At 51.9% G+C, this 24,750-nt stretch carries 15 protein-coding genes and 1 riboswitch; of the genes, 4 read left to right on the top strand and 11 right to left on the bottom strand.

All coding sequences use genetic code 11. From position 1 onward, the window contains the following. Window positions 1-10 precede the first annotated feature (10 nt). From cobO to ACL7TT_RS11250, 4 genes are all read right to left on the bottom strand, one after another. Window positions 11-625 carry a cob(I)yrinic acid a,c-diamide adenosyltransferase gene (cobO, locus tag ACL7TT_RS11265; protein ID WP_413395486.1) on the bottom strand — a complete coding sequence of 205 codons (615 nt, stop codon included), beginning with the start codon at window positions 623-625 and terminating at the stop codon, window positions 11-13. 37 nt (window positions 626-662) lie between these two features. Beyond that, complete coding sequence (locus ACL7TT_RS11260; protein ID WP_413395484.1) at window positions 663-2,498, bottom strand: TonB-dependent receptor plug domain-containing protein; 1,836 nt, start codon at window positions 2,496-2,498, stop codon at window positions 663-665. A gap of 104 nt (window positions 2,499-2,602) precedes the next feature. After that, window positions 2,603-2,750: riboswitch (cobalamin riboswitch) on the bottom strand. Window positions 2,751-3,135: 385 nt separating this feature from the next. Next, a complete protein-coding gene (locus ACL7TT_RS11255) occupies window positions 3,136-4,452 on the bottom strand; it encodes a hypothetical protein (protein ID WP_413395482.1) in 1,317 nt (438 codons plus the stop codon). 24 nt (window positions 4,453-4,476) lie between these two features. Then, window positions 4,477-6,117 carry an AMP-binding protein gene (locus tag ACL7TT_RS11250; protein WP_413395480.1) on the bottom strand — a complete coding sequence of 547 codons (1,641 nt, stop codon included), beginning with the start codon at window positions 6,115-6,117 and terminating at the stop codon, window positions 4,477-4,479. A 1,542-nt stretch (window positions 6,118-7,659) separates the two neighbouring features. Between ACL7TT_RS11250 and ACL7TT_RS11245 the strand changes: the two genes are divergently transcribed. Beyond that, entirely contained in the window at window positions 7,660-7,938 is a 279-nt protein-coding gene (locus ACL7TT_RS11245; protein ID WP_413395478.1) for a hypothetical protein, read from the top strand. Window positions 7,939-8,124: 186 nt separating this feature from the next. Here ACL7TT_RS11245 and ggt read toward each other — a convergent pair whose 3' ends face one another. The 6 genes from ggt to ACL7TT_RS11215 all read right to left on the bottom strand — a co-directional run bounded on the left by ggt (window position 8,125) and on the right by ACL7TT_RS11215 (window position 17,286). After that, a complete protein-coding gene (ggt, locus tag ACL7TT_RS11240) occupies window positions 8,125-9,840 on the bottom strand; it encodes a gamma-glutamyltransferase (protein ID WP_413395476.1) in 1,716 nt (571 codons plus the stop codon). A 489-nt stretch (window positions 9,841-10,329) separates the two neighbouring features. Beyond that, window positions 10,330-11,871 (bottom strand): tannase/feruloyl esterase family alpha/beta hydrolase, encoded by a 1,542-nt coding sequence (locus ACL7TT_RS11235; protein ID WP_413395473.1) that lies wholly within the window; start codon window positions 11,869-11,871, stop codon window positions 10,330-10,332. Window positions 11,872-12,227: 356 nt separating this feature from the next. Beyond that, window positions 12,228-13,430 carry an acetyl-CoA C-acyltransferase gene (locus ACL7TT_RS11230; protein ID WP_413395471.1) on the bottom strand — a complete coding sequence of 401 codons (1,203 nt, stop codon included), beginning with the start codon at window positions 13,428-13,430 and terminating at the stop codon, window positions 12,228-12,230. Further along, window positions 13,427-14,662 (bottom strand): acetyl-CoA acetyltransferase, encoded by a 1,236-nt coding sequence (locus ACL7TT_RS11225; protein WP_413395469.1) that lies wholly within the window; start codon window positions 14,660-14,662, stop codon window positions 13,427-13,429. The genes ACL7TT_RS11230 and ACL7TT_RS11225 overlap by 4 nt, the downstream gene beginning before the upstream one ends. A 2-nt stretch (window positions 14,663-14,664) precedes the next feature. Further along, window positions 14,665-16,377, bottom strand: a complete 1,713-nt coding sequence (locus tag ACL7TT_RS11220; protein ID WP_413395467.1) for a class I adenylate-forming enzyme family protein — start codon at window positions 16,375-16,377, stop codon at window positions 14,665-14,667. Window positions 16,378-16,416: 39 nt separating this feature from the next. Next, entirely contained in the window at window positions 16,417-17,286 is an 870-nt protein-coding gene (locus ACL7TT_RS11215) for an NAD(P)H-dependent flavin oxidoreductase (protein ID WP_413395465.1), read from the bottom strand. A 387-nt stretch (window positions 17,287-17,673) separates the two neighbouring features. Between ACL7TT_RS11215 and ACL7TT_RS11210 the strand changes: the two genes are divergently transcribed. Together ACL7TT_RS11210 and ACL7TT_RS11205 are read left to right on the top strand one after the other, a co-directional pair. Beyond that, window positions 17,674-19,191 carry a carotenoid oxygenase family protein gene (locus ACL7TT_RS11210; protein ID WP_413395463.1) on the top strand — a complete coding sequence of 506 codons (1,518 nt, stop codon included), beginning with the start codon at window positions 17,674-17,676 and terminating at the stop codon, window positions 19,189-19,191. A 388-nt stretch (window positions 19,192-19,579) separates the two neighbouring features. Next, window positions 19,580-21,877, top strand: a complete 2,298-nt coding sequence (locus ACL7TT_RS11205; RefSeq protein ID WP_413395461.1) for a TonB-dependent receptor — start codon at window positions 19,580-19,582, stop codon at window positions 21,875-21,877. Between the two features lie 89 nt (window positions 21,878-21,966). On the opposite strand, the gene ACL7TT_RS11200 is transcribed toward ACL7TT_RS11205, so the two are convergent. Beyond that, on the bottom strand, window positions 21,967-22,887 hold the full coding sequence (locus ACL7TT_RS11200; RefSeq protein WP_413395459.1) for a winged helix-turn-helix transcriptional regulator: 921 nt from the start codon (window positions 22,885-22,887) through the stop codon (window positions 21,967-21,969). 173 nt (window positions 22,888-23,060) lie between these two features. Here ACL7TT_RS11200 and paaN point away from each other — a divergent pair, with 173 nt between their 5' ends. After that, entirely contained in the window at window positions 23,061-24,749 is a 1,689-nt protein-coding gene (gene paaN / locus ACL7TT_RS11195) for a phenylacetic acid degradation protein PaaN (protein WP_413395457.1), read from the top strand. Window position 24,750 lies beyond the last annotated feature (1 nt).

The raw sequence follows: 24,750 nt of genomic DNA, 5'->3' as shown, positions 1-24,750 counted from the left end.
TTAACAGACTTTAGTAATCAACCCCTTTCCTGGCTTTGATCCCCGCTTTAAATGCATGCTTGATATCTTTTACTTCAGACACAGTATCCATAAGCTTTTGCAGCGCACTACCACCACCGCGGCCGGTCACTACTACACTCTGCTCTGGCGGACGCTGAACCAGCATCTCCAATACCTGTGATTCATCCAGGTATTTGTATGCGAGCATATAAGTCAATTCGTCCAACACCACCAGCTCATAGCTGGCATCGGTGAGCATTTTCTCTGCCTCTGCCCAGGTTCTTTTCGCTGCGGCTATATCGCTGGTTCGATCCTGGGTATTCCAGGTAAAGCCGGTGCCCATTTGGTAGAGGGTTACTTGCGGGCAGTGGTTTTTGAGAAAGAGCTCTTCCCCAGACTGCTGTGCGCCTTTAATAAATTGCACTACACCCACTTTCTGGCCGTAACCCAATGCCCGTATGACCATGCCGAAAGCCGAGCTGGATTTTCCCTTGCCATTGCCAGTGAGCAATACAGCAACACCACGCTGGATATCGGCCGCTGCGATATTTGCATCGATCTTTGCTTTGTGTTTTTGCATTGCCTGCTTGTGCTTGGCATTTTTTTTCTGCTGATCTTCCGACATGGTCACCTCAGTTCGAAAAACTATTTAAGAAGCCATATTAGAAACTGAATTCCACACCGGCATAACCGGCAGGCCCTGCTGTGTTATACCCAGGCACTTCCTCGTAGTCTTCATCGGTAAGATTTTCTCCACGAATGTATACAGTGGTAACGTCATTCAACTGGTAACGCACACTGGCATCCAACACTTGGTAATCTTCCATGGAGGAACCGTCTGTATCTATTGCACCGGCACTGGAGCGCAGATTCATCACCAGACTGAGTGTGCTGGTCGGCTTGTAGGTAAAGCCAAGATTGGCCAGGTGTTCCGGGCGGCGCGGACGAGGGGAGTCATCCGCCTCTTCGGTATCGGTATAAGTGTAATTTGCAGAAAGTAACAGGGAGTCAGTCAACTGGGTTTCGGTGATCAATTCAACTCCACGGGATTTGCTTTTTCCATGGCTTTGCAGGTAACCATACACATCCCCGTCCCAGCCAATTTCATTTTCAATTACTTGATTAAACAGTACAAATTCAAGATGCAGGGCATCTTCGTCGAAGTACTCAATACCAATATCCAAGCCTCTGCTTTTTTCCGGTGTTAGTGATGGCAGCGCTATCAAGGCAGATTCAAAGTTATGATTAATTTCAGACAAGCTAGGAGCACGGAAGCCGGTGCCATAGCTAGCCTTAAGTTTTATTGTACCACCTGCAACCTGCTCAAACAGGTAAGCCGAGCTGGCCCGGAAACTGTTATGGCTGCCAAAATCTGAGCCGTTGTCATGCCGAACGCCCAGCGTAAAGAAAGCCTGCTCGGTGTAATTTCTCTGATATTCTGAATAGACGGCCCATTGGTCACGGTCCAGGTCTGCTACCGAATCTTCACGACTTTCCAGACCGTAAATTACCGCTTGATCGCCAGAAAATTCGAAGGACCCATTGAGGTTCAATTTTTCAATTTCACCTTCGGCATGGTAAGAAGACAGCCCTTGGGTTATATAGGTCCGACTCACGTCAGAGTGCGAATAGGACAACTCCTGCTTTCCACTTTCACCTTTGTGTGCCAAACTCACCCTAGCACTCTCTTGGCTCAAATCAAACGTACAGTCATCCTGCGTCGGCCAGCCACAGCGATCATAATCTCCACTGGCATCAGTATCCCGTACCACGACCTCTGCCCGCCACTGCTCCGACAGGCTCCATCCAAGGCGACCGTGCAGGGTCTCATTATCGTATCCGTCGTCATCTCTTAGCAGGGTATCGAAACTGCTCGTATTAAAGCCCTCAGTCTCCACCTTTGCAGCGGAAACAAAGTAATCCAGTGTTTCAGTGCCGCCACTAACGCTGGCATTGTAGCGCTGGGAATCATAGCTACCGCCCTCTGCGGATACCTCATACTGCTGACCGTCATCTTCACGACGAGTTGAGATATTCAGTACACCACCCGCATCCGCACCATAAAGCATGCCCTGGGGGCCGCGCAGCAGCTCCACACGCTGCAAATTGCTGCTCATAATATGTTCAATATGGGCGCCACCTCGGGGATTAGAGGGATCGGAAATATCGATACCATCAATCTGTACCAGGGTTCTGAAGCCAGACTCACCCCTCACCTGCAAGGAGGTTGTCTTGCCCATACCGCCGTTATTGGAAACGGAAACCGACGGCACGCTGCGCAAGACATCAGCCAGGGAGGCCAATCCCCGTGCTTTTAGCTGTTGTTCATCCAGCACCGTCACCGAGGTGGCAACCCTGCGCAGTGGCTCACTTTGCCGAGAGCTCACAACGACCACGGTTTCCAGGGCAGGAATGGATGATTCGCTATCGGTGGAATTACCAAAAACTGGTGCGCTGGTGGCTGACAATACAGCCCAGCTCAATATAGATTTATTCAAGTTTCAACCCCTAAGGACAAAAGCACATGGGATCGAGGGAGGAATAGCAATGCGGCACGCATAAGCGTGGTAGGTCGTATTGCAAGATGGCAGCCCTCCGCTCCATCGTGGTTCGAATAGAGGCCGGTATCGGGCTTACCGCTTATAGTTCAAGCGGATCACCGTTGCGGGGGCAGCGCCGGAATTCCGGACTTCCCGTTTAACCTTCCCAGCCAACTTTAGGCAGAAGGCACCTCTGATCGTGGTCGCGAAACTAGTGGAAAAGCACTGAAAAGTCAACATAAGCCAAAAATAAGACGACTATAAAGAGAGAAATCAACTGATAGGAAGGTGAACAAAGCTTGATGAATGGTAGGGAGCATTGATAGATTAGCCCTCAAGGTAGTGAGACCAGTATTCGCCAGGGTGATCCTTTACAGCGCACTTGAGGTGAAAAAGGAAAAACATTGTCGTCAAAACCATCAAGAAAAGACAATTGATTGAGGTGATTCCAGCTCTATCGGGCAAAGGAGGCTTTTGATATCGCGTTTATGCAGGTAAATTTACGGTCTGGGATTTTGCACGACTTCAGATACAAAAACGGTAGTAAAGTCTTATCATAGCTAGTGTTTAAAACAGTCCAATACACCCATTAAGGTCAAGAATCCCAGATCGCCCCATAGGCGGGGATTCCCAGTAATTCCATTTCGTAAACTACTTTCTGGGTGAGGGGCTGATTGGCAATACAGATAACCGCTTCTGCATTAGTTGCTCGAACAGCATTTTGTGCCAACTTAACAAGGTCAGATTTGCCACGGCTACTGGTATCCCATATTAAGGCATCAGGTACAGCACCCAGCACTTCATCAACAAGTTCGTCGCCATAGGTTTTACGAGGACTGCGGGTTGACCAGATTAAACTGGCGGGCACTTTTTTTGCCAACAGATGGGGTAAGCAGGGGCCAATCCCACTGCCGGTGGCTATATATACTACCTTTCTAAATAATACCTCAATATTGGCCACGCCTGCTGTTGGAATTCCTTTTGTCCAAACTTGCTTTGGCTTGTCATCGATAAATCTGCCTGTCCAATCTCCAGATCGGGAGATTGTCAGCCGAAATCCATCCTCACTTGGTGCAGGCACATTGGCAAATGAATGCCATTCCAGTAAAGGGTTTCGGCTGATGGCGGTGGAGGAGCCTGCAAAAGGTGTCACACCATGATCAAAACGGGTCAGAGCAACATGAGGAGAAGGAGAAACAATATTAATCTTCACCTTTTTTAGCCGTAGCCAAGGTAGGATCACACTGAACGTTATGATGCAAAGACCCCAGAAGGAGGTGCTCCGGATAAGATCAGAGAAACTACCGGCAAGCAGGTAAGTTTGAACCCAAAAAAGAATGAGTACAGACCAACCGCCAAATCGATGCACCCACTCAAACTGGTTATGGATACGACGCCGAACTGATGGCAACGCCATGGCAACAATAAGCACAAGTACTGCCATAAGTAAAAATGCCACCAACACAAGGTTTTTGGGTGTGTTTGACAGCGGATTGTTTTGCTGATAGATCAGCCCTGCCAAAAAAACAGCATACCAGAGTGTTCCAGCCACAGCGCTGCCGCTGTGCAACCCTCCAAAATGGTATACTTTGGCCAGACTCCATCGGATCCAGAGTGGCCAACTGACTGGGGCTCTGGTTGCAACCCAAAAGAAAAAGTTGATAATATATTGCTGACGCACCAATACAGCAACAACGAAATTGGCCAAAACCAAATCTAATAGCACAGATAAATCAGTGCCCTGTTTCGGCCACCAACCTGTCTGAGTTAATCCATGCCATAATATCCCAACATTAACAGTAAACACCAAAAAAAACAGGCGATTATAATGTTCAAGATAACGATGCCGCAGGATTCTCAGAAACAAACTTGGTTTTCCATCTAAAGTGAGCTTTTCTACCACTGCATCCATAATACTGTCTCTCCTGCTCCTTTCTTATGAAGGATAATGCACTGTTTTTTTATGAACCTGATCCATTAATGCCTGCTTGTCAATCTTGCCCCTGTCTGTCACTGGAAACTCAGAAAGAGCAATGATAGTTGAAGGTAAACAGTAATATGGCAGTCTTGCACCAATGGTATCCATACAGTTTTGAGTATCAACACTAAGGGGTGTAACAAATGTCACCAGTTTTTCATTACTTATTTTCAATGTTACTGCCTGCTGGCACCCTTTGACGGATTCAGTAACGGTAGAAATTGAGTCCAGCTCAACTCGAAAACCTTTTATCTTTACTTGGTCGTCTGTTCGTCCCCAATGCTCCAAATCACCATTTTCATTCCAACGCCCCAGATCACGAGTTCTGAACATCATTCCACCATTGGCAATGAAAGGATCTGGCTGATATCGCTCCCTGGTCAATTCTATATTATTAATATAACCAGCTGTAACGCCTTTCCCTCCCGCCCAGATTTCTCCTATACTACCAATCGAACATGGCCGAAGGTGCTCATCAAGCAAATACACCGTGTTATTTGGCGTAGGTTTACCGATAGTAAGCGAATATGGATAAGAAAAATAAAGCTGTGCGGTATTAATAATAGTTGTTTCTGTTGGCCCATAACTATTGATGAATTGACACTGGGCCGCCCACTGCTCAGCAAGGGGTTTTGGACAGGGCTCTCCTGCTACTGCTACGGTTTTCGTTGAATGACAGAGTGTGGAATCAATTTTTGACAGAATACTTGGAGTGGCGATGATCACATCACACTGCCGGGCAACTTCTGTAAAATCGGTATCTCTGATCATCAGCGTGCCACCATGAGCCAGACAACCCAATATTTCCCATGCTGCCATATCGAAGGCAATGTTCAGTAATTGAGACACTTTGTATCCCGACTTAATTCCTAAATTTCCTGGCCTAGACAGCAAAACATTACACACATTGCCATGGGTAACCTGGACGCCATTAGGAGTACCTGTGGTGCCGGAAGTAAACAAAATAAAACAATTGTTGTTGGGATTGACCTCTGTTACGCACATTTTCGTTGAGATATTGCTTTTCCAACTGCCAGAACTTCTGTGCAAATCGTCAATGGCCAAAATCGTATGATTGACAGAGGATGGTATTTTCTCGATAAGGTGTGACAGAGTTAAATACACCCTGATTCCGGCTACACCCATGACCTTTAACAAAATTGACTTTGGAGTTATTCTAACGTCTTGTGGAACATAAGCAGCTCCAGTTTTTAATATCGCAAGAATACCAACTAACATATAAATTGATCGCTCCAAAAATAAACCTACATTATCACCAGGCCCCACACCTAACTTATTCAATTGCACTGCAAGATAACTAGCCTGCCGACTCAATTCTCCGTAGGTTATCTGCAGATCTCTGTGTTTTGCAGCAATAGCGCCCCCCTGCTTTATGGTTTGACATTCAATGGCCTGATGGATCATTTGATACGGAATTTTCACATCCGGACCTTTAGCATAAGCTTCGAACTTTTCCTGATCAGCTTGCGAGAGATTACTCAAGACAGTTTTATTAAAAATTTGATTTTTTTCGGATTCCTTAATAGACTGATCTATATATGCTGAAATATGCTGGGATTTATGCTTTTTTATTCCCATTATTTATTCTCCAGGGCACATCTGAAAGTTGTAGTTTTTCGACTTAAGCACCTTATAAATACGAGAATGAAACATATTGAGGCACTCAGGAATAGTTTTTACAGCTATCCTCAAAATTAGTTTCATGGAGAACTATGATATATGGCGCCACCCACGAAGAATCCCTTTTCAGCGGTTTTTTTTCCGTGATCTGCTCCTCATTTATCCAGCCAAGAGCTAGTACTTTCTCACTAGATAATCAGCAAGCCTTATTGTTGTTAACGTTAACTGTAAAAATTTTGACTTTACCCAAAAGACTCCATACGAACAGTTCATAACATGATTAGTAACTTATTTTAGAATTTTTTTGATTTTATTTTATTCAGCCAATTTTTTATGTACAGGCAAGAATATAAATCTAAAGCGGAAAACGCCTCAAGGATGACGTCGATGTAGATTGCCACAAAGGGATTTTTTACGGCGATACGATATCTATGCGGAGTGGATGCCTTGACATTTTCGTGATGTTACGGTCGGCATACATGTAGCCACCAGATAGTCATGCTACATACTAGTAAAGCAGAAGAAAAGAATACCCCTCTCCCAGGACACGCTGTGAATACATCCTTGTACGCTCGTAATCGGCATCCATGCCTCATACGATCCTGGGAGAGGGGTATTCTTTTCTTCTGACCCGGCAGTAAGCGACTATGCATAACACTATTGCGGCATTTGTAAATTTGCTGTATTTCCCTGCATCAGACACCGTCTTGGGGTGGAATCTAACAACAATTAAAGCAATATCCGTGTTGGGAAAGTACAGTATTACAATTCGATCTTATTGAGCTACTGACCATCAGAGAGGGGACATAACATCCCTCAATACACAGACAATCTTCGCTGGTTGGAACTGGGTGTAGTTGGTGGAAAATACCAGCGGCTTTACCAAGCTCGGCGTCAATTAAGAACCGGATTACGCCCTCATCGACAAGATCAATGTTCTCGCCCGCCTACGCTACAGCGCTGACGAGAAATCCTGTACCTGGCTGACATTGGGCATCAGTTTCCGCAATCTACGCATGGGAGTGGAGGAAATGATTATCTCCGCCGCCGACAACCACAACGTGAGAGAGAAACTGTGCGAAGCCAGCGACGAGTGAGTGCATCCACCAGCCGCCCGGTTGGGAAATATCACTTTAGCGAGCGGGCGATGGCGTTTTGCCCTACTCCAACAGTCATAAGTTCGGAAGTTTAGATCCACTCAACCGGCTCACCGTCGATACACCAACCGAACCGAACCGAACCGAACCGGAAGGGGTGAAAAATATTGAACGGGGAATGATACGACCTGCTCGACAGCCTGCGCGTACGGCTCAGTTATTTCGATATGATTGTCGACAATAGCCAGCGCAGTGTCGAGAGCAAACCACCGGGCTCCGCCAACGCCCTGCCGTAGATGATCAACGACAACCAGTAATTTACCGGTTTCGAAGTCACCGTCGATTGGCTGCCACTAGACACTCTGCGCCTGGGCCTGGTGGCGATCCGTGACCAGGAATCCCTGTGGAACACTTCTACGCCACCGAGAGCAAACTGCAACAGAGCCTGGATAAGTCCAGGGCCAACACCGCCTATATCTTAACCATAGACTGGGCACCGGTCATAAACGGCCGCCTGTCGTGGCAGAGTGGCAACTGCTTGTTAGCATTGTCGGTTCGAAACCTGCTCGACAACGGGTGCGCAGCCATTCCCAGCGGTCGCACGCTGCATGTGTTTGGCACACCCTATACGAGGGTTTTTGAACTCAGCACTATAAGTGCGGAGGTGCGTGACAACTTCTGACCTTGACAAAGTGGGAGCCGTGCGGCTCCTCTGAGCCAATCTTCTATTCCTGCCCTCTTGCAGTTCCTGTGTTGTGTATAGTGCCCTCATTTCCAACTGGTGCTGATTCCGAATCATCCTAGGCCGGGAATTGCGCTAACTCTCACGAGATACTGACTGGCCTTATCGCTGGCCTGGATTCGGACCTCAATAGCCAGCGACCTGACCGTCCTTGCGGCTCTCAGAGGCACCCCAATACACGTCCTGCTCGTCATCGCGCAGAATTGCCTGATAGCCGCCATAGGGGCCACTTTCAAAGCGCAACTGGTGCCCCATCTGCACCAGTTTGCGGCGCGTTTCCAGAGGGAATCCATCTTCGAGACTCAGGTAGCCCCCATCGAGCATTGTCTCATCTGTAGGCTGGCTGGAGCCACTGTGGAGGATGCGCGGCGCATCACCCGCTTCTTGCACGTTGAGGCCAAAGTCAATCATATTGATCATGATCTGGGCGTGCATCTGCGGCTGTGTGGGCCCACCCATCACACCAAAACTCATCAACGGTTTACCACCTTTGGTCACAAAGGCCGGAATGATTGTGTGAAAAGGTCGTTTGCCGGGCTGATACTGGTTGTAGTGCCCCTGCTTGAGACTGAACATTTCACCACGATCCTGAAGAATAAACCCAAGCTCCCCCGGTGTCATACCAGAACCCATGCCACGATAGTTGCTCTGAATCAACGACACCATGTTACCATCGCCATCAGCAACAGTGAGATAGATGGTATCGCCGTGTCTCAGGGCAAGATTGCCGGCATCATATCGTTTGGAAGCGCTCTCAAAATCGATAAGCTTGCGTCGTTCGGAGGCATATTCCTTGGAGATTAGCTGTTTCACGGGCAGACGATTGAACCCAGGGTCAGCGTAATATTTAGCCCTATCCTCGAATGCCAGCTTCTTGGCTTCTGCAAACAGGTGCAGATAGTCCGCGCTGTTTCTGCCCATGGCAGCCAAATCATACCCTTCCAGGATATTCAAGATCTGCAATGCCGCTATACCCTGACCATTGGGCGGCAACTCCCACAGATCGTACCCACGGTAGTTGGTGGAGACCGGCTCAACCCACTCTGAGCGATGGGCTGACATGTCTTCATAGGTGAGAAATCCGCCCTGATTTTTAATATAGGCGGCAATTTCCCGAGCAATATCGCCTTTATAGAAAGCATCCCGACCACCTGTTGCGATACGGCGATAAGTCTTTGCCAGGCGGGGATTGCGAAACACTTCACCCTCTTGTGGCGCTCTGCCATTGGGCATAAATGTTTCGCGAAAACCGGGATAACCCTGCAGCCGCGGCACGGACCTGTTCCAGTAGTATGCAACCAACTGGGTTACAGGGAAGCCCTGCTCTGCGTAGTCGATTGCAGGTGCCAGAATATCGTCCATCGGCAAGCGTCCAAACTTTTTGTGGAGCTGAAACCAACCCTCAACGGCTCCAGGAACCGAAACCGGCAAGGGGCCATGAGAAGGGATCTTGCCGTGGCCATTATTGGCAAAATATTCAAATGGGAGAGATTTTGGTGATCGACCGCTGGCGTTGAGCCCGTAGAGTTTTTTATCCTTCGCACTCCACACCATTGCGAACAAATCGCCCCCGATGCCACAACCAGTAGGCTCCATTAGCCCCTGAGCCGCATTGGCGGCAATGGCTGCGTCCACTGCGCTGCCTCCGCGCTTGAGGATATCCAATGCTATCTGCGTCGCGAGGGGTTGGCTGGTGGCCGCCATTCCCCGGCTAGCCAATACGGGTGAACGACTGGCGAAGCCCTCCCCGTTTACCCGGTCGAACGCAACGGCAACCCAGGCACTGCCCAGTAGCGGGCTCAGGTATAGCACGATAAGAACTTTGTGAAATATTTGTCTCATGGAATAGATTCCTCTTCTTTTATACTGATGTAACAGAAGCGGGGTATTTATACCAGCTTCTCTTTTAACTATTCGACGAAAATTCTGTATTGTGAGGTTTGGTAGAGTTACCTTAATTAGGGCTAGGACCTCTCCCCCGTGCTTTGCTAAAATTTTATTTTATTTTGAATTAACAATAAATTGATAACGACTTTATAAGTGCATTCTTTTTCGGTGTTCCATCTGATGAACAAATACAAACGGGCTTGCGGAATAAAAGTACAGCCTTTCTAGTGTGTTTCGGTGTCCTTCTGCCAGGCTCAACAACCTGGATTTTGCATACCGCATCCACAACCAGCAGGGCGGGGTCTGCTGGTTGAACAAAATGTGTCAGACCAGACCCAAACATCCAATTTGGTCAGCGCTGCTGTACACCTATCAAGGGCTCTGGGGATTATGCCCTCCATATATTGAAAAACCCCTTGAACCTCTTAAGCGGTATTGATCGCCTTATAAGTTTTCACACCGATAACTTTGCCACTGATTGGGAAATTTTGCCTCTATAAGCCTGGCCACCTTCGGATAGGCACAAACAGGCCGGGTTCGGACCACCTCGCCACTGTCATCCATTTGCTTGGCCACCAAATACTCCGGAGCTTTATTTTCTTCAACCCATTTTTGCAGCGTCACAAGCGGATCAAATACATCGGGCGCATTGGCATTTTTTTCCCAGCAGTGCCCCATACCCGGCACCATAAACAGTCGCGCATCACGTTTTAACGCAGAAAAGCTGCCGGCGCTTTTTGCTGCCTTTTTGTAATACTCAATGATTGGGTCAGGGATAATCAGTGGATCAGCCAGCCCCTGATACATCAGCAGTTTGGCATGGTTCTTGTTGAGACCAGAGAGATCCGTATCCACTGCATCGGTCAGTGCAGGCACCGGGGACCTGGCAATCAATACCTGCATGGCGTCGGTGGTGATAGCGCTATCGGGATCTGGCGCGTTGACACTGTGCATGAGCAGCTTGCGGTAGCTGTTGGCTGCCAACAGGCCCCAACTGGGCCTTGTCTCAGAACCAAACAGCCAGATGTCCCCGTAGTGTTCAGCACCATAGCGCAAAACGGGATAGACAGTTTCCCCATCCCTGTTTTTTACTCCGCTGTACAGTGTATTCAACATACGGGCTTCTGTAGAGGCCAGGCACTGATTGTTCGGCTTACCTTTTAAATCACACTGCATCGACCTGAAATCAATGCGACAGGCGCCGGGGTTTGATATCACCCCGTCGATCTGGCCATCACTGCCATCGCATTTTTGCATGACTTCGCGTTGCAGAAATGGAACCTTTTCCTTGGGCAGTACGTATTCGCCCTCGTTTTTTACCAATTTGGCGAGCCAATTACCCCAAAGCCCGGCATTGCCGCTCAGATCAAAAATGCTGCCACCCGCAGCGATACCGTCAAACAGGTCCGGGTAGCGTTGAGCGGCCATCATGCCGAGGCGACCGCCATTGGAGCATCCGGAGAAATATTTATAGCGTGGACTTTGCTGGTAAAATGCAGTCGCTATGGCCGTTCCGGCAGTCGCAACCACCGGCAACACTTTATGTGCGTAAAGTTCCAGGGCATCCGGATCACCAACACTAAAGCCCGCGTCCCAGCTCTCACCACTGTGACCACCATCCTGACTGATGGCCGCATAGCCGAGTTTCAAAGCTTCGTTAATTGCGTTGGAGTGGCCTTTCTTATCTGGTAATAACTGACCGCAAAAGCCGCCACATCCGGCCATCATAAAACGACCATTCCACTTTTCCGGAAGGCGCATTTCAAAGCCCACCCGCCCATCAATTTTTCCGCGAACCCGGCAGTAGCGTGGCAAGCCCACGCTATCTTGCCAGGCTGGATACTCGCGCAGGCGCACATTTTCGGGCAGTGCCAGGCTCTCTTCGCACAGTTTCAGTTCCGAAGCTTCTCCAGCCCCGGCATTCATTCCAAACAGCAACAAAAAGAAAGCAATTAACAAGAAAGCACCATCCACTACTTTTTTCATGTACGCATCCTCAAGTCGAACACCAAAACCGTGAAGCAAACAGGTCTTGCCCATCCCCCCACTGTTACCCGACACTATCGATTCAAATACTCTGCCTGCGGACATTCCAACAACAGGCATGTGCGTGGACGGACCCTGTATAGGTTTACCCTTTTATTTATAGCGGTATTTCGAACAGGTAGGCACCGCTGCTCACTAAGAAACTGCGTGACCCATCGGAACCTTGAATTTCGCTCCTCTCATAATCCACCCAGCCGAGCTTGCGAATGCCATCACACCAACCCCGTTCAGATTTTCTTCGCTTATCGCAACTGTGCAAATTATCAGAGATCTTCTGGGCAATTTGCCGGGTTGGATTAACAGCGCTCTATCAGGAGTGCAGTACCGGTTCCCGCAGCCCCACTGGCAGCCACTATCCCCAACTGTAGACCGCGGCGCTCCAGTTCATCCAACAAGGTCCCAGCCATCACTGCACCGGTGGCGCCCATGGGATGCCCCAAAGCAATCACACCGCCATTCACATTTAACTTGTCCTGGTCAATCTCAAGATCGCGACGGCATTTGATCACAGTCGCCGCAAAGGCCTCATGCAATTCAAAAAGATCCACATCGGCAGCGGTGAGGCCCTGTTGCTGCATCAATGTGTCAACCGCCCTGGCACAGCCGGTGTTTACGGTCATAAGGTCATCGCAAAGGCTGACTGCCCCGCGGATTCTGGCTCGCCTCGGCAGTCCCATATCCCTACCCAACTGCGCATCCCCTATCCACAAAAGCGCTGCACCGTCAGCCATGGCTGGGGAATTGCCAGCGGTGTGGATATGACGGATAGCGCTGAGCCCCTCCACACCCTGCAGTTGCAGGGCGTCCACCCCACTCGCACCCAGTTCGGCAAAAGCTGCTGGCAGCTGCGCCAGAGATTCCAGTGTGGTGCCATCACGGATGCACTCATCGGTCTTTACCACAATGCCCTTGGCCGCATTGGTAATGGGCACGATGGAGCTAAACCAACCAGCATCCCTGGCCCGCGCCGCTCGCTGTTGGCTCTGCAGTGCAATGGCATCAGCCTCCTGCCGGGATACTGCGTACAGTGAGGCAATCAGGTCGGCACCCGAGCCCATCATCAGCATACGACACCGGGCTGCCAGGGCGGCATCGCTAAAAACGGAAGCGCGATCCGACAACATGGGGATGCGTGACATCATCTCCACCCCTCCAGCCAATATCGAAGATGCCTGGCCAGCACCGACCTTGAGAGCGGCGAAGTTAATGGCATCAAGGCCGGAGGAGCAAAAACGGTTGAGTGTGATACCCGGCACCTGTTCAGGCCAGCCGGCATAGAGCAGTGACGTTTTGGCAATGTTGGCGGCCTGTTCACCAGCCTGAGTGACACAGCCCAGGATCACATCCTGGACTCTCGCCTTATCCAGCCCTGTGCGGGACTCCAGCGCTTCATAGAGATGCTTCATCAATTCCAGAGATGTCAACTCGTGTAGTCCGCCCGATGCTTTGGCACGTCCCCGTGGGCTGCGAATGGCATCGTAGATATAGGCTGAATTCATGTATCTACTCCCACGATAAAACTGGCACAGGTGGTGGCACTGCCACCCAGATTAAAGGTACCCATATTCTTCGCTCCCGCTATTTGATAGTCCCCGGCCTGGCCGGTGACCTGCCGGTGGCAGTCCAGCACCATGCGCACACCGGTGGCGCCCACTGGGTGCCCCAACCCAATCAGGCCACCACTGGCATTGATCGGCAGATCGCCATCAGCGGCAATGCGGCCCTCCTCGATTGCTTTCCAACTTTCGCCCGGCGCCGTCAGGCCGCAGTGATCAATCACCATATACTCGGTGATGGAAAAGCAATCGTGTACCTCCAGGCCATCCAAGTCTGTGATGTCTCCCAGTTTGGCACGGGTCAGGGCATCGCTGAGCAGCTGTTGGATATGGGGAAATAACAGCGGATTGCCGTCACTGTGATGCAACTTGGCTTCCAGCTCAATGGCGGCTGAGCGGTGCCCCCAGCCCTTGATACGGGGGATATCCCGCAGACTGAGGTTGTGCTGCCGAGCATAAGCCTTGGCGGCCCGTTCACTGGCTACAAAAACACAAGCCGCACCATCGGTAATTTGTCCGCAGTCGGATTTGCGTATACGCCCTTCGATAATGGGATTGTGGATGTTACTGTCGGTAAAGAACTCGGGTTCAAACTGCCAGTTGCGCGATTGCGCGCGGGGATTTTTCCTCGCATTGGCAAAATTCAGCTTGGTAATTGCCCGCAGGTAGGTGGTATCGATGCCGTGGCGGCGCTCATATTCATCGATAATACGGCTGAACATAAAGGGCCAGGGGTAGTCGCAGTGCTGCGCTTCTACCCCCTTCCAGGTGGCTGCACCCAAATAATCGGCACCGGTTTTCCCCGGCACGTTGCGCATATATTCCAGCCCCAGCACACAGGCCAGATCGCAATCGCCACAGCGAATATCCCGGATGGCCCCCAGCAGGGCCATGGAGCCAGAAGCACAGGCAGCTTCATGGCGTGTGGTGGGCACACCGTTTAACTCCGGAAATGCCTGGGCAAAGAATCCACCCAGCAGCCCCTGCCCGGCAAACAGGTCGCCGGCAAAATTCCCCACATGCCCGACCTCAATCTGATCGGGATCAAGCCCTGTGGCTGCCAACCCCTGCTCCAGGCAGGAGCGAAACATTGCGTAGATATCCAGGCCTTCGCGGGCCCAGTTTCGGGCAAAATCGCTCTGGCTGCCACCCAGTATATAGACACTTGCCGACATGGTTATTTTTCCTCTGCCCCGGTTTGCGCGCAGGCCCCGGCCGCAATGCGTTCACCGACCCACTGTTGCAAAACAAAGCGCTGCACCTTACCCAGGGGATTCCTGGGCAGTTGCTCAAACAATTCCAAACGCTCTGGCAACTTGATCCTGGCGACACCCTTGCCACACAAATAATCGACCAGTTTGTCGAGTTTCGGTGCACTGATACCATCGCTGGGCACCACACAGGCACAGATACGTTCACCCAGGTCAGCATCGGCATAGGAGCAGACTGCGACATCACTGGTGCCGGGCAACCCCTCCAGCAGAACATCGATCTCAGAGGGGGATATTTTCATACCACCGCGGTTGATGATGTCTTTGCAGCGCCCGGCAATGCGATAAAAGCGGTTTCCCTCTCCACAGATTTCCACCAGATCCCCGCTCAGGAAATAGCCATCTTCGGTAAACACCTCCAGTGCATCTGCCCCCCAATAACCATCAAAGACTGTGGGTCCCTTAACCGCCAATTCTCCGACTACGCCCGCTTGCGTGATCTCCACGCCGGTATTTGGGTCGACAACTTTGGTCCAGATGCTCTTGCTGGCTCGGGATTGCCAGGTAAGACCAGCTGCGCCGAAACGTGGAAACATATAGGCTCGCACCGAGGGCTCAGGCACATCCACGGGTCTCGACACCAAACTGATGCCCTCGTTGGAGCCGTAGTAATTCACCACACCAATACCGTAATCGCCCTCAAATTTTTCTATCATCCAGGGTGATAGCGGTGCGGATCCGGAACCAATGGCACGCAAGGTCGAAAAATCGAATTGTCCCCACAGAGATTCATTTTTTGCCAGGCGGGTGAGCAATGAGGGCGGCGCAAGCGTAAAGCTGACCCGCTCATTCTGCAGCTGCTGCAGAAAAATCTCCGGCTCAAAGGGCTGATGTAAAACCAGTGTGCAGCCTGATAAGGCAAAGGGATATAGAAAAGCGCTCACTGAGGCCATATTGACCAGTGGAAAGGGATTTAACAGTACATCACCGGGTCGGTAGTCTCCTGCTTCAATACAATTGAGTGCCACGTTAAGCCACATATTGTGCGAGCGCGGCACCCCTTTGGGCATGCCTGTGGTGCCCGAAGTCCAGCAAAGGGTAAAAATATGATTGGCATCCCACGGATTTGCAGCTTCATGTCTTTGCAGATGCCGGCGTGCCTGGGTATCATCTCCATAGTTTATGTGCAAATTTTCATCCAGCACCAGTACCGATAGGCGGCTGCCCAGAAATTCTGCCATCAGGCTGCCAAATGGCTTACCTTTTAAGGTCTTCATGGCAATGTAGGCGCGGGCATCGAGCGCTTTGGCAATATGATCCAGCTCGTGCTGTCCGTACTGCACCGGTATCGGGGAAATAATGGCACCGATACGGCTGATAGCCAGGTAGCAGATGACCAGTTCCACGATATTGGGTAATTGCACGATAACGCGATCTTCAAAGCCCACACCCTGCGCCAGCAAATGGTGGGCAAGATTGGCACTGGCTCTTTGCAGCTCGGCAAAGGTCAGACGCTGTGGTTCAGAGCCCACCAGTTGATGTCGACTGGGTTGATCCACCAACGCCAGCAAATCCGGTTGTCTGGCTGCTCTTTCCAGTAACAAATCGTGCAGCTTGACCCCCTGCCAAAATCCCCTGTCTTCATATTCCTCTATTTTTTGTCGGGAAGATGTAATCATGATTTTTCCTTTATACTGAAAAGTGAAACTGCCCTGCTTCTATGGGGACATTGCCACCTGATATTCGGTCGTCAATTGTTCTACCACTTGGGCAATGGACTGTATTTGAGTAATGGCGCCCACACCTTGCCCAGCGGACCAGATATCTCGCCAGCGTTTTACATCACCCGCTGCCTTTAAAAAATCGATTTCCGCTGCGTCGGGCATGTTGTCGGGATCATAACCCCCACGAACCAAACTGTTTCGCAACCAATTGGCTTTAACCCCGGTAATTGCGTCGCTGGTAACAATATCGGCTCCAGAAGCACCCACCAGCATCTGTTTATACGCTCTCTGGGCAAGGCTTTCGTGGGTGGGTATAAAGCGTGTCCCCATATAGACGTAATCCGCACCCAACACTTGGGCCGCACGCACTGCGCGTCCGTTGCCAATGGCGCCGGAGAGAATAATCTCGCCATCGAAAAACCCACGCACCTCTTCCACAAAGGCAAAGGGTGAAATATGCCCGGTATGGCCACCTGCGCCAGTGCACACCAGCGCCAAGCCATCCACGCCGGATGCCGCAGCCTTGCGGGCCAGTTCGAGTGACACCACATCGGCATACACTTTGCCGCCATAACGGTGTACCCGATCCACCGCCTCCCGGGGGCTGCCCAGTGCCGTAATCACAAGGGGAACCCGGTACTCTGCCGCCAGCGCCAGTTCCTCGTGGCGGCGGCTATTACTGCGGTGCATAACCAGATTGATAGCCCAGGGGATTGCCAGGGATTTTGCGGTCAGCGCTTCGGTAATACGGCGCAACCAGCCATTGAGATCCTGCAGGGTCCTGGCATTGGGCGCGGGAAAGGAACCGACGATACCCGCTTCACAACTTGCCAGTACCATTTCCGGCCCGGACACTAAAAACATGGGTGCCTGAATAATGGGCAATGTTAGTTTTTTTGACTCGCTTTCTTTTAATATTGAGTCGGGCCCACTCCTATCACTCATTTTACAACAACCCCCAGGCTATCTCTCGGCACAAATACAGGCCCGTGACAATAGGCTTTTGTTATTAGACTTAATTGATAAAGATCCTATATCAAAAGAATGCGTTCAAACAAGCATCCACACAAGAAAATTCTATATAAAAAATATAAATAACAAACCATTCATGGTTTTTATCGAGCCTTTTGGCATCTCAAAAAGCACCCCAAATCCAACTTGCGCTAATAGACTTATGGTTATAGACTGCAGAAATGGCCACTAAGTAATTAAGCCCATACCTGTATCAGGTGAATATATAAGAGGCCCTGTATGCCGATGCAATCCCCTAAAAACGCACTCTTCCCAACTACCGTCAAATGTCTTGGTGAATTTTCACAACTGGAAGATACCCCGCAGTGGATTTACGAGTTGGACAATCCCTATTTGCACGGTGTCTATGCGCCTACGAATAATATCAATACTCACGCTACGAATTTGGAAATAGAGGGAGAAATCCCAGCCGATATGTACGGTGCCTATCTGCGCAACGGCCCCAATCCCCGCCAAAAGCCCTCTTCCCTATACCATCCTTTTGATGGAGACGGCCTGGTGCAGGGACTCTACTTCAACAATGGTCAGGTCACCTACCGCAGCAGCCAGATACAAACGGCAGCGCTACTACGCGAACAGAGCGAGTGCCAGGCTGTCTGGCCCGGCGTGATGGGAACTTTTGATTTTACCCTGCCGGACTTTCCTATCAAGGACACCGCCAACACGGATATCATCTGGCACAATGGCCGCCTGATCACCCTGTGGTATAACGCCGGCATTCCCTACACTCTGGATCCCATTACCCTGGAAAATCTGGGACCGTTGCAATCACCCAGCAAGCTGACCCGCAAAATGTCGGCGCATTCGCGTGTCGACTGGGAAACCGGGGAAATGTTTTTCTTTGATTTCGGCGACACGCCACCCTATATGAATTACGGTGTTCTCGGAGCCGATGGCAGACTTAAGCACGAGTGCCCCATTGACCTACCCGCCCCGCGTTTGCCCCACGAGATTACCTTTACCCGTAATCACGCCATATTGCACGACCACCCACTGTTTCACGATATTCATATCCTTCGGCAGCACGGGCGGCGAATCATCCGTTTTCACCGTGACATGCCCACCCGTTTCGGGCTGATTCCACGGCTGGGCAGCCAAGTCACCTGGTTCGAATGTGAACCCTGTTATGTACTACACACCTCCAATGCCTGGGAAGAGGGCGACTGGGTGGTTATAGATGGCTGTCGCTCAACCAATCCCATGCCCGACGCCGATCCCGAGGAGGGCACGCTCTCCCATATGCTTGCCTATATGCGCCTGGAAGCCAACAACTACCGCTGGCGCCTTAACCTGCGCACAGGAGAAGTGAGAGAGGGGCCGATCGATGACTTAAATTCGGAATTCAACAAGAGCAATCAACTGTTTCACGGCGTAAAAACCCGCTATGCCTACCATCAAAAAATCCCTCTGCGGCGCGATGGCGGGCACACCTTACGCTTTACCGGATTAATCAAGTACGACAATGAAACCGGTAGGCGTCAGGAGTGGGATTACGGCCCTGGGGTGTTTGGCAGCGAAACCCCCTTTGTCCCCAAAAAGGGCGCTGACCGCAGCAGTGCCGAAGACGATGGCTACCTCACCACCTTTGTCACGGACACCCGGAGCTGGCGTTCCAGTTGTTTGATTTTTGATGCCCAGGATATTACTTCCGGTCCACTGGCAACCGTCAGGCTGCCCCATAGAATACCTTACGGTTTTCACGGCTGGTGGGCGCGCGGAGAGGATATTTACCGTTAACCCCACTGGTCTGCTAAGGACGGGATTGGTAATAGACAAGCGAGCGAAGCAGATGATGATCAATAGTCTTCACTATACGCTTTTCGCCTCACAGCATCTATCAGCTATCCCGTGCTCAAGCCTCGATCAGCGCTTTTGTCACAGGGCACGACCTGTCGCCCAAAACCGGCAAGGGGCTCAGGCTGAAAGCAATTACAAGCCCGCAGGCCTTCCCTTTTTTTTAAACTCAGCAACTATTGTCACTTTGAACCAAAATTTGTATTGATCAGCGCATACAAAGATCGCTTAAAAAAATATCACCCCTTTCGCCATACTAGATTTGTTTGGCGAGATTGGATTTGAGTGCTAAGGCTATATCGCCACATAATAAAAACTATGGAGAATAAAGATGAACACCAGAATCGGAAAAATTCCACTGTCACTGCTGGCCAGTGCCATCGTTACAGTCACCGGCACCGGCGAAGCGAGTACTGGGAGTATTGAAGAAATCGTCGTCACCGCTGAAAAGAGATCTGCCAGTATCCAGGATGTCCCTCTGGCAGTCTCTGCCATTAGCGGTGACGATATTGGTAGCGGAAAAATTGCAGATGTCAATGACGTTACCCTAAAAACTCCGAATGTCAATTTCACTCAGTTTAATTTGGGCGAACCGCGCTTATACGTGCGCGGTATCGGCAACAGTTCTGACTCCGCGGCCAGTGATCCGGCAGTGGGGGTTTTTATTGACGACATCTATATTGGTCGCACCGGCGGCAGCGGATTCGATCTAATCGATTTGCAACGCATAGAGGTGCTCAAAGGGCCCCAGGGCACTCTATATGGGAAAAACACCAATGGCGGCGCCATTAATATAATCACCAGGCGCCCAACCTATGAAAATTCCATGGAGTTCAGTTTTACCACCGGCAATCAGGGATTGTACCAAGCCCAGGCACTGCTCAACGGTGGTATTACTGACACTGTGGCAGGCAGGGTTGGTATTGCGCGCAAGCAGCGCGATGGCTTTGAGGAAAATGTACTCCGCCCCACCGATGTCATTGTCGACAGCGCTCTGAACAACAGCCCGATTATCGGCAATTCCTCGCTCTCCGGTGGTGGTCGCCTGGGTGACAGGGATAACGTCGTTATGCGCGCCCAACTGCTATTCGACCTCGGCGAAGAAACCGAGCTACTGCTGGGTGCGGACTACTCAAAAGACCAATCCAACGGCAGTTGCAATCATTTGCAGAATATTTCCGCTGGCGGGCCCACTGCGCCATTGTGGCAAAATGCCATCGGCGGGCTATCGCCCCGATATACCCGCGACAAGCGCACCTGCGCCACTCAGTATGACGTTTCCCAGCAACGGGAAGCCCGGGGCGTGAGCGCCCGTTTTGAGCACAACCTGGTCTGGGCCGACCTAATGTCCATTACCGCCTGGCGTGCCAGCGATATCGCGACACTGGACGATCTGACTGGTATTCCCCTGACGGATATCACCGTACCCTACTCCACGCCGGAAAATGTCATCAATGGTGTCGAGGAGCATGCCGCACAGTTTTCACAGGAATTTCGCCTGAGCGGTGGTAATGACAACATCGATTGGATCACCGGGGTCTTTTATATGCACGAAGACGTCGACCGCGATGAGGAATTCTATACGCGCTACAACGTCGCACTACAATCTTTGGGCCTCGCCGCCGAAGGCGATGTTCTGTTTCAGCAAAATAATACCACCACTACTACCGCACTCTATGGCCAGGCAGACTGGAATATTAATGACAACTGGATGCTCACCTACGGTTTGCGCTGGAGCCGGGATAAAAAGGAAATTAGGCAGGATGCACGGGATTTACTGGGCACCGGTTTTCCCACCGGTGTGCCGCTGATCCTGCCGGCATTTGCGCAAGCGGTGCAGGGCGCGCAGGACTGGGATCAAATTACGCAAAGGGCCTCTATCAATTACCGTTTTGGTGAGGACGCCCTGATGTATCTGACTTACTCCGAAGGCTTCAAGAGCGGTGCCTTTCCCTCCCAGGCAAATACCGCTGCCAACGCCGTAAAAACTGTGGACCCGGAACTGGTAAAAAACGTCGAAGCGGGATTGAAATCCTCCTGGTTTGACAACCGACTGCTGTTCAATGTTGCCTATTACGATTCCAGGTACGATGATATGCAGATCTTCGAACTGACCCCCACCCTGCTGCTGGTGCTAAACAATGCCCAGGCCACCTCCCGCGGCGTTGAAACCACACTCGATTTTGCCGCCACAGACCGGCTGGCATTTCGCGCAGCCTACAGCAGTGGCAGAGCCCGTTTTGATGAATATGTCACCCCCGGCGGCGACGACCGCTCCGGTAACTGGCTGCCCTGGGCACCGGACAAATCCGGCGCGCTGGATATGGACTACAACTTGCCGTTAGCCTCCGGGGGCATGCTGGCTGTGAACCTAAACTATGCCTGGAAGGGGGAATCCTTTGCCACATCGTCCAATGCAGATATTACCCATCTGGATGCCTACGGTATTTGGGGCGCTTCCATTGCCTGGACCAGCAGCGATGATTCACTGTCGCTGCGCGCCTGGGGCAAGAATCTGGGTGACGAAGACCAGACCGTATCACTGGTTGTTGATCCCACAGGGATTACCTCGGAAAAATACATGGACCCGAGAACTTACGGTATCACCGTGTCCAAAACTTTTTTCTAGTAGATAAAAGTTCATAAAACCGGGCACATACTACCGCCGTTGGGTGACATGTGCCTGAAACCGGGCCGGCTGACAAAAACCGACAGGGCCTAACCGATTTCTACTTCACCCGCTTTGGGTACGGCATTGCAGGTTTGACAGATCACATCGGTGGCCAGCTCCTGGCCGCAGGGCTTGTGTACCAGAGTCAGGGGGTGTTTGACCTTTGGCAACCACTCCAATACCCACTGTCGCAACGCCATGGTGAGCGGGTACAGGGCCTTGCCCTTCGGGGTCAGATGATACTCGTAACGGGGAGGATTGTTCTGGTATGCACAGCGAGCAAAGATATCCGCCCCAACCAGCAGTTTGAGGCGGTCAGCGAGAATATTGGTGGCCGCGCCCAGTTGCTGATGAAAGTCGTCGTAGCGCCGCAGGCCCACAAAGGCCATGGCCATCAGCAGAAGAGTCCAGCGGTCGCCGATAATATCCACCACATGACCCAGCAACTGGGGCTGTCCTGCAGTGCGGCTGCGGCGGCTGCCACCCAAGCCGGTTAATTTTTTCACAGCCCTGCCCTCGGGTAGGGTTTTAACCACTCTTTCAACGTCGTCATAGCGCAGTTTTACCCTGCAATGACGACATATCGCGAGCGGATGGAGGCTGTGACCTCTGCCGATCTTGTGACGAAGCGTGACGGGCAAATCAGAGGGCTTAATTCCACTCCACTGGGTTTCCCACTGCCACACCAACAGCGCCCAGGGATAGAGGGCCAGGCCCTTGCCCGTGAGTCTGTACTCATGGCGCAGTGGTGCTGCCTGGTAGGGATTCCTGTACAAAACGCCCTGCTGAACCAAGGTTTCCAGGCGCTTTGACAGGGTGCCGCGCGAAGCACCGGTCCTGGAACGAAAGGCTTCAAAACGATGCTGACCGAGAAAGATCTCGCGCAGAACGAGAATGGTCCATCGATCTCCCAGTAGATTAAGCCCTCGGGCCACAGGGTTGGATAATATCTGATGAGCTGCTTGCATGGCGGGCATGCTACTTGAAAGTCCAGTTCTGATAAACAGTAACTTTGAGGACACACTTGCATTCAGTGTGATTCGCTTGTTAGTCTAATAACAAAAGTTACTTTGCCCAATATAATCTGGCTGCCAATACAGTAACGTGCAGCCAATAAAAATATTAGTTTCTGGAAAAAGTCATGGCCACTTGGTTTCAACAACACCGCGACAAATTCAACCGCGCTCTGGACGCGTGTAAATATCGCTATGCTTGGAGCGCCTATCCGGAAAGTCCCAGCAGCAGAATTCACGGCACGCATGCCGCGGCTGCGGGCAGGGCCCGCTTTGAGTCCCTACTCAATAACGACTACCCCCTGACACTGCCCGGTGAGGTGAGCCGCATCGGCGCCGAGGCGTCCCCCTATACCGGCGCACCACTGGGCATTGGCTATCCCAAGGTGGATATCGATACCATCATGAACGCCGCCCAGGCGGCTATCCCCCCCTGGCGGGACAGTGACGTGGAGACCCGGGTCGGGGTGTGCCTGGAGATTCTGGAGCGCTGCGCCGGGCAATTGTTTGAAAACGCCCACGCCACCATGCACACCGCCGGGCAGAGTTTTATCATGGCCTTTGCCGGCAGTGGCGCCAACGCCCTGGATCGCGGGCTGGAAGCGCTGGTCTATGCCTATAAAGCCATGGTCGACGTGCCTACCAGCGCGGACTGGCAACGGCGTTTTGGCAAGGACAGCAGTGCCAGGCTGACAAAACACTACAAACTTTTACCCCGCGGCCCCAGCGTTAATGTCTGCTGCGCCACCTTCCCCCTGTGGAACGGCTATCCGGCGCTATGCGCCAGCCTCGCCACGGGCAACCCGGTGATCTTCAAACCCCACCCCAATGCCATTCTCCCCGTGGCTTTGGTGGTGAGCGTGTGCCGTGAGGTGCTCGCCGAAGCGGGCTTCAGCCCCGACCTGGTTTCCCTGGTGGCGGATACCCGCGAGCAACCGGCCACCACCGCACTGCTGCAGCACCCGGCCACGGCAATTATCGACTTCACCGGCAGCCCCCACTTTGGCCAGTGGATTGAAGCGCACTGCCGCCATGCTCAGGTCTACACCGAGACCGCCGGCTGCAACGCGGTGGTAATGGAGTCCTGCCACGATATGGCGGCCATGTGCCGGGCCGTGGCCCACTCTTTGTGCCAGGCCTCGGCGCAGATGTGTACCAGTGTGCAGAATATCCATATCCCCGCCCAGGGTATTGTCGCCGGTGGCCGGCGCATCGGCTTCGAGCAACTGGCAGATGCTCTGGTGGCAGCGGTGGAGGAACAGCTCGCCGAACCGCGACAGGCCGCACTGCTGTGCGGCGCACTGGTCAACGACGATATTTGCACAACCCTGGAGAAGGCGCGGGCACTGGGGGTCCAGCATGGGCAGATACTGCGCCACAGCAACCCCTATACACACCCCGAATACCCGTTAGCCCGTACCGCTACGCCGCTGATGATCGCCCTCGATCAGAGCCAGCAGGCCCTGTACAGCAGGGAATTTTTTGGCCCTGTTTCTTTTTTAATCAAGGGGCCCAGCGCCGAGCGCTGCCTGGCCAGTGCTACCGACAACGCCAGGCGCTGTGGCGCCATTGCCTCCCACGTCTACTCCATCAACGAAGCCTTCTTACACGCCGCACAGGACGCCTTCAATCACGCCGGCGCTTCGGTCGCCTGTAACCTGACCGGCATGCCGATCAACTTCGCCGCTGCCTACAGCGACTACCATGTCACCGGCCTGAACCCGGCGGGCAGCGCCTGTCTGACCGACCTGGCCTTTGTAGCCAGCCGCTTTCGCATTGTGCAGCGCAAAACCCTGTACGCTGCATCCGAGGCTTAGC

Source organism: Microbulbifer jejuensis, from assembly GCF_047289955.1.
Lineage (GTDB): Bacteria > Pseudomonadota > Gammaproteobacteria > Pseudomonadales > Cellvibrionaceae > Microbulbifer.
This window is presented reverse-complemented; position numbering and strand designations above follow the sequence as displayed.

Excerpts from the sequence above, each read along its gene's own strand:
- cobO (WP_413395486.1), bottom strand. The coding sequence starts at position 625 with ATGTCGGAAGATCAGCAGAAAAAAAATGCCAAGCACAAGCAGGCAATG.
- ACL7TT_RS11255 (WP_413395482.1), bottom strand. The coding sequence starts at position 4,452 with ATGGATGCAGTGGTAGAAAAGCTCACTTTAGATGGAAAACCAAGTTTG.
- ACL7TT_RS11250 (WP_413395480.1), bottom strand. The coding sequence starts at position 6,117 with ATGGGAATAAAAAAGCATAAATCCCAGCATATTTCAGCATATATAGAT.
- ggt (WP_413395476.1), bottom strand. The coding sequence starts at position 9,840 with ATGAGACAAATATTTCACAAAGTTCTTATCGTGCTATACCTGAGCCCG.
- ACL7TT_RS11235 (WP_413395473.1), bottom strand. The coding sequence starts at position 11,871 with ATGAAAAAAGTAGTGGATGGTGCTTTCTTGTTAATTGCTTTCTTTTTG.
- ACL7TT_RS11230 (WP_413395471.1), bottom strand. The coding sequence starts at position 13,430 with ATGAATTCAGCCTATATCTACGATGCCATTCGCAGCCCACGGGGACGT.
- ACL7TT_RS11225 (WP_413395469.1), bottom strand. The coding sequence starts at position 14,662 with ATGTCGGCAAGTGTCTATATACTGGGTGGCAGCCAGAGCGATTTTGCC.
- ACL7TT_RS11220 (WP_413395467.1), bottom strand. The coding sequence starts at position 16,377 with ATGATTACATCTTCCCGACAAAAAATAGAGGAATATGAAGACAGGGGA.
- ACL7TT_RS11215 (WP_413395465.1), bottom strand. The coding sequence starts at position 17,286 with ATGTTTTTAGTGTCCGGGCCGGAAATGGTACTGGCAAGTTGTGAAGCG.
- ACL7TT_RS11210 (WP_413395463.1), top strand. The coding sequence starts at position 17,674 with ATGCCGATGCAATCCCCTAAAAACGCACTCTTCCCAACTACCGTCAAA.
- ACL7TT_RS11205 (WP_413395461.1), top strand. The coding sequence starts at position 19,580 with ATGAACACCAGAATCGGAAAAATTCCACTGTCACTGCTGGCCAGTGCC.
- ACL7TT_RS11200 (WP_413395459.1), bottom strand. The coding sequence starts at position 22,887 with ATGCAAGCAGCTCATCAGATATTATCCAACCCTGTGGCCCGAGGGCTT.
- paaN (WP_413395457.1), top strand. The coding sequence starts at position 23,061 with ATGGCCACTTGGTTTCAACAACACCGCGACAAATTCAACCGCGCTCTG.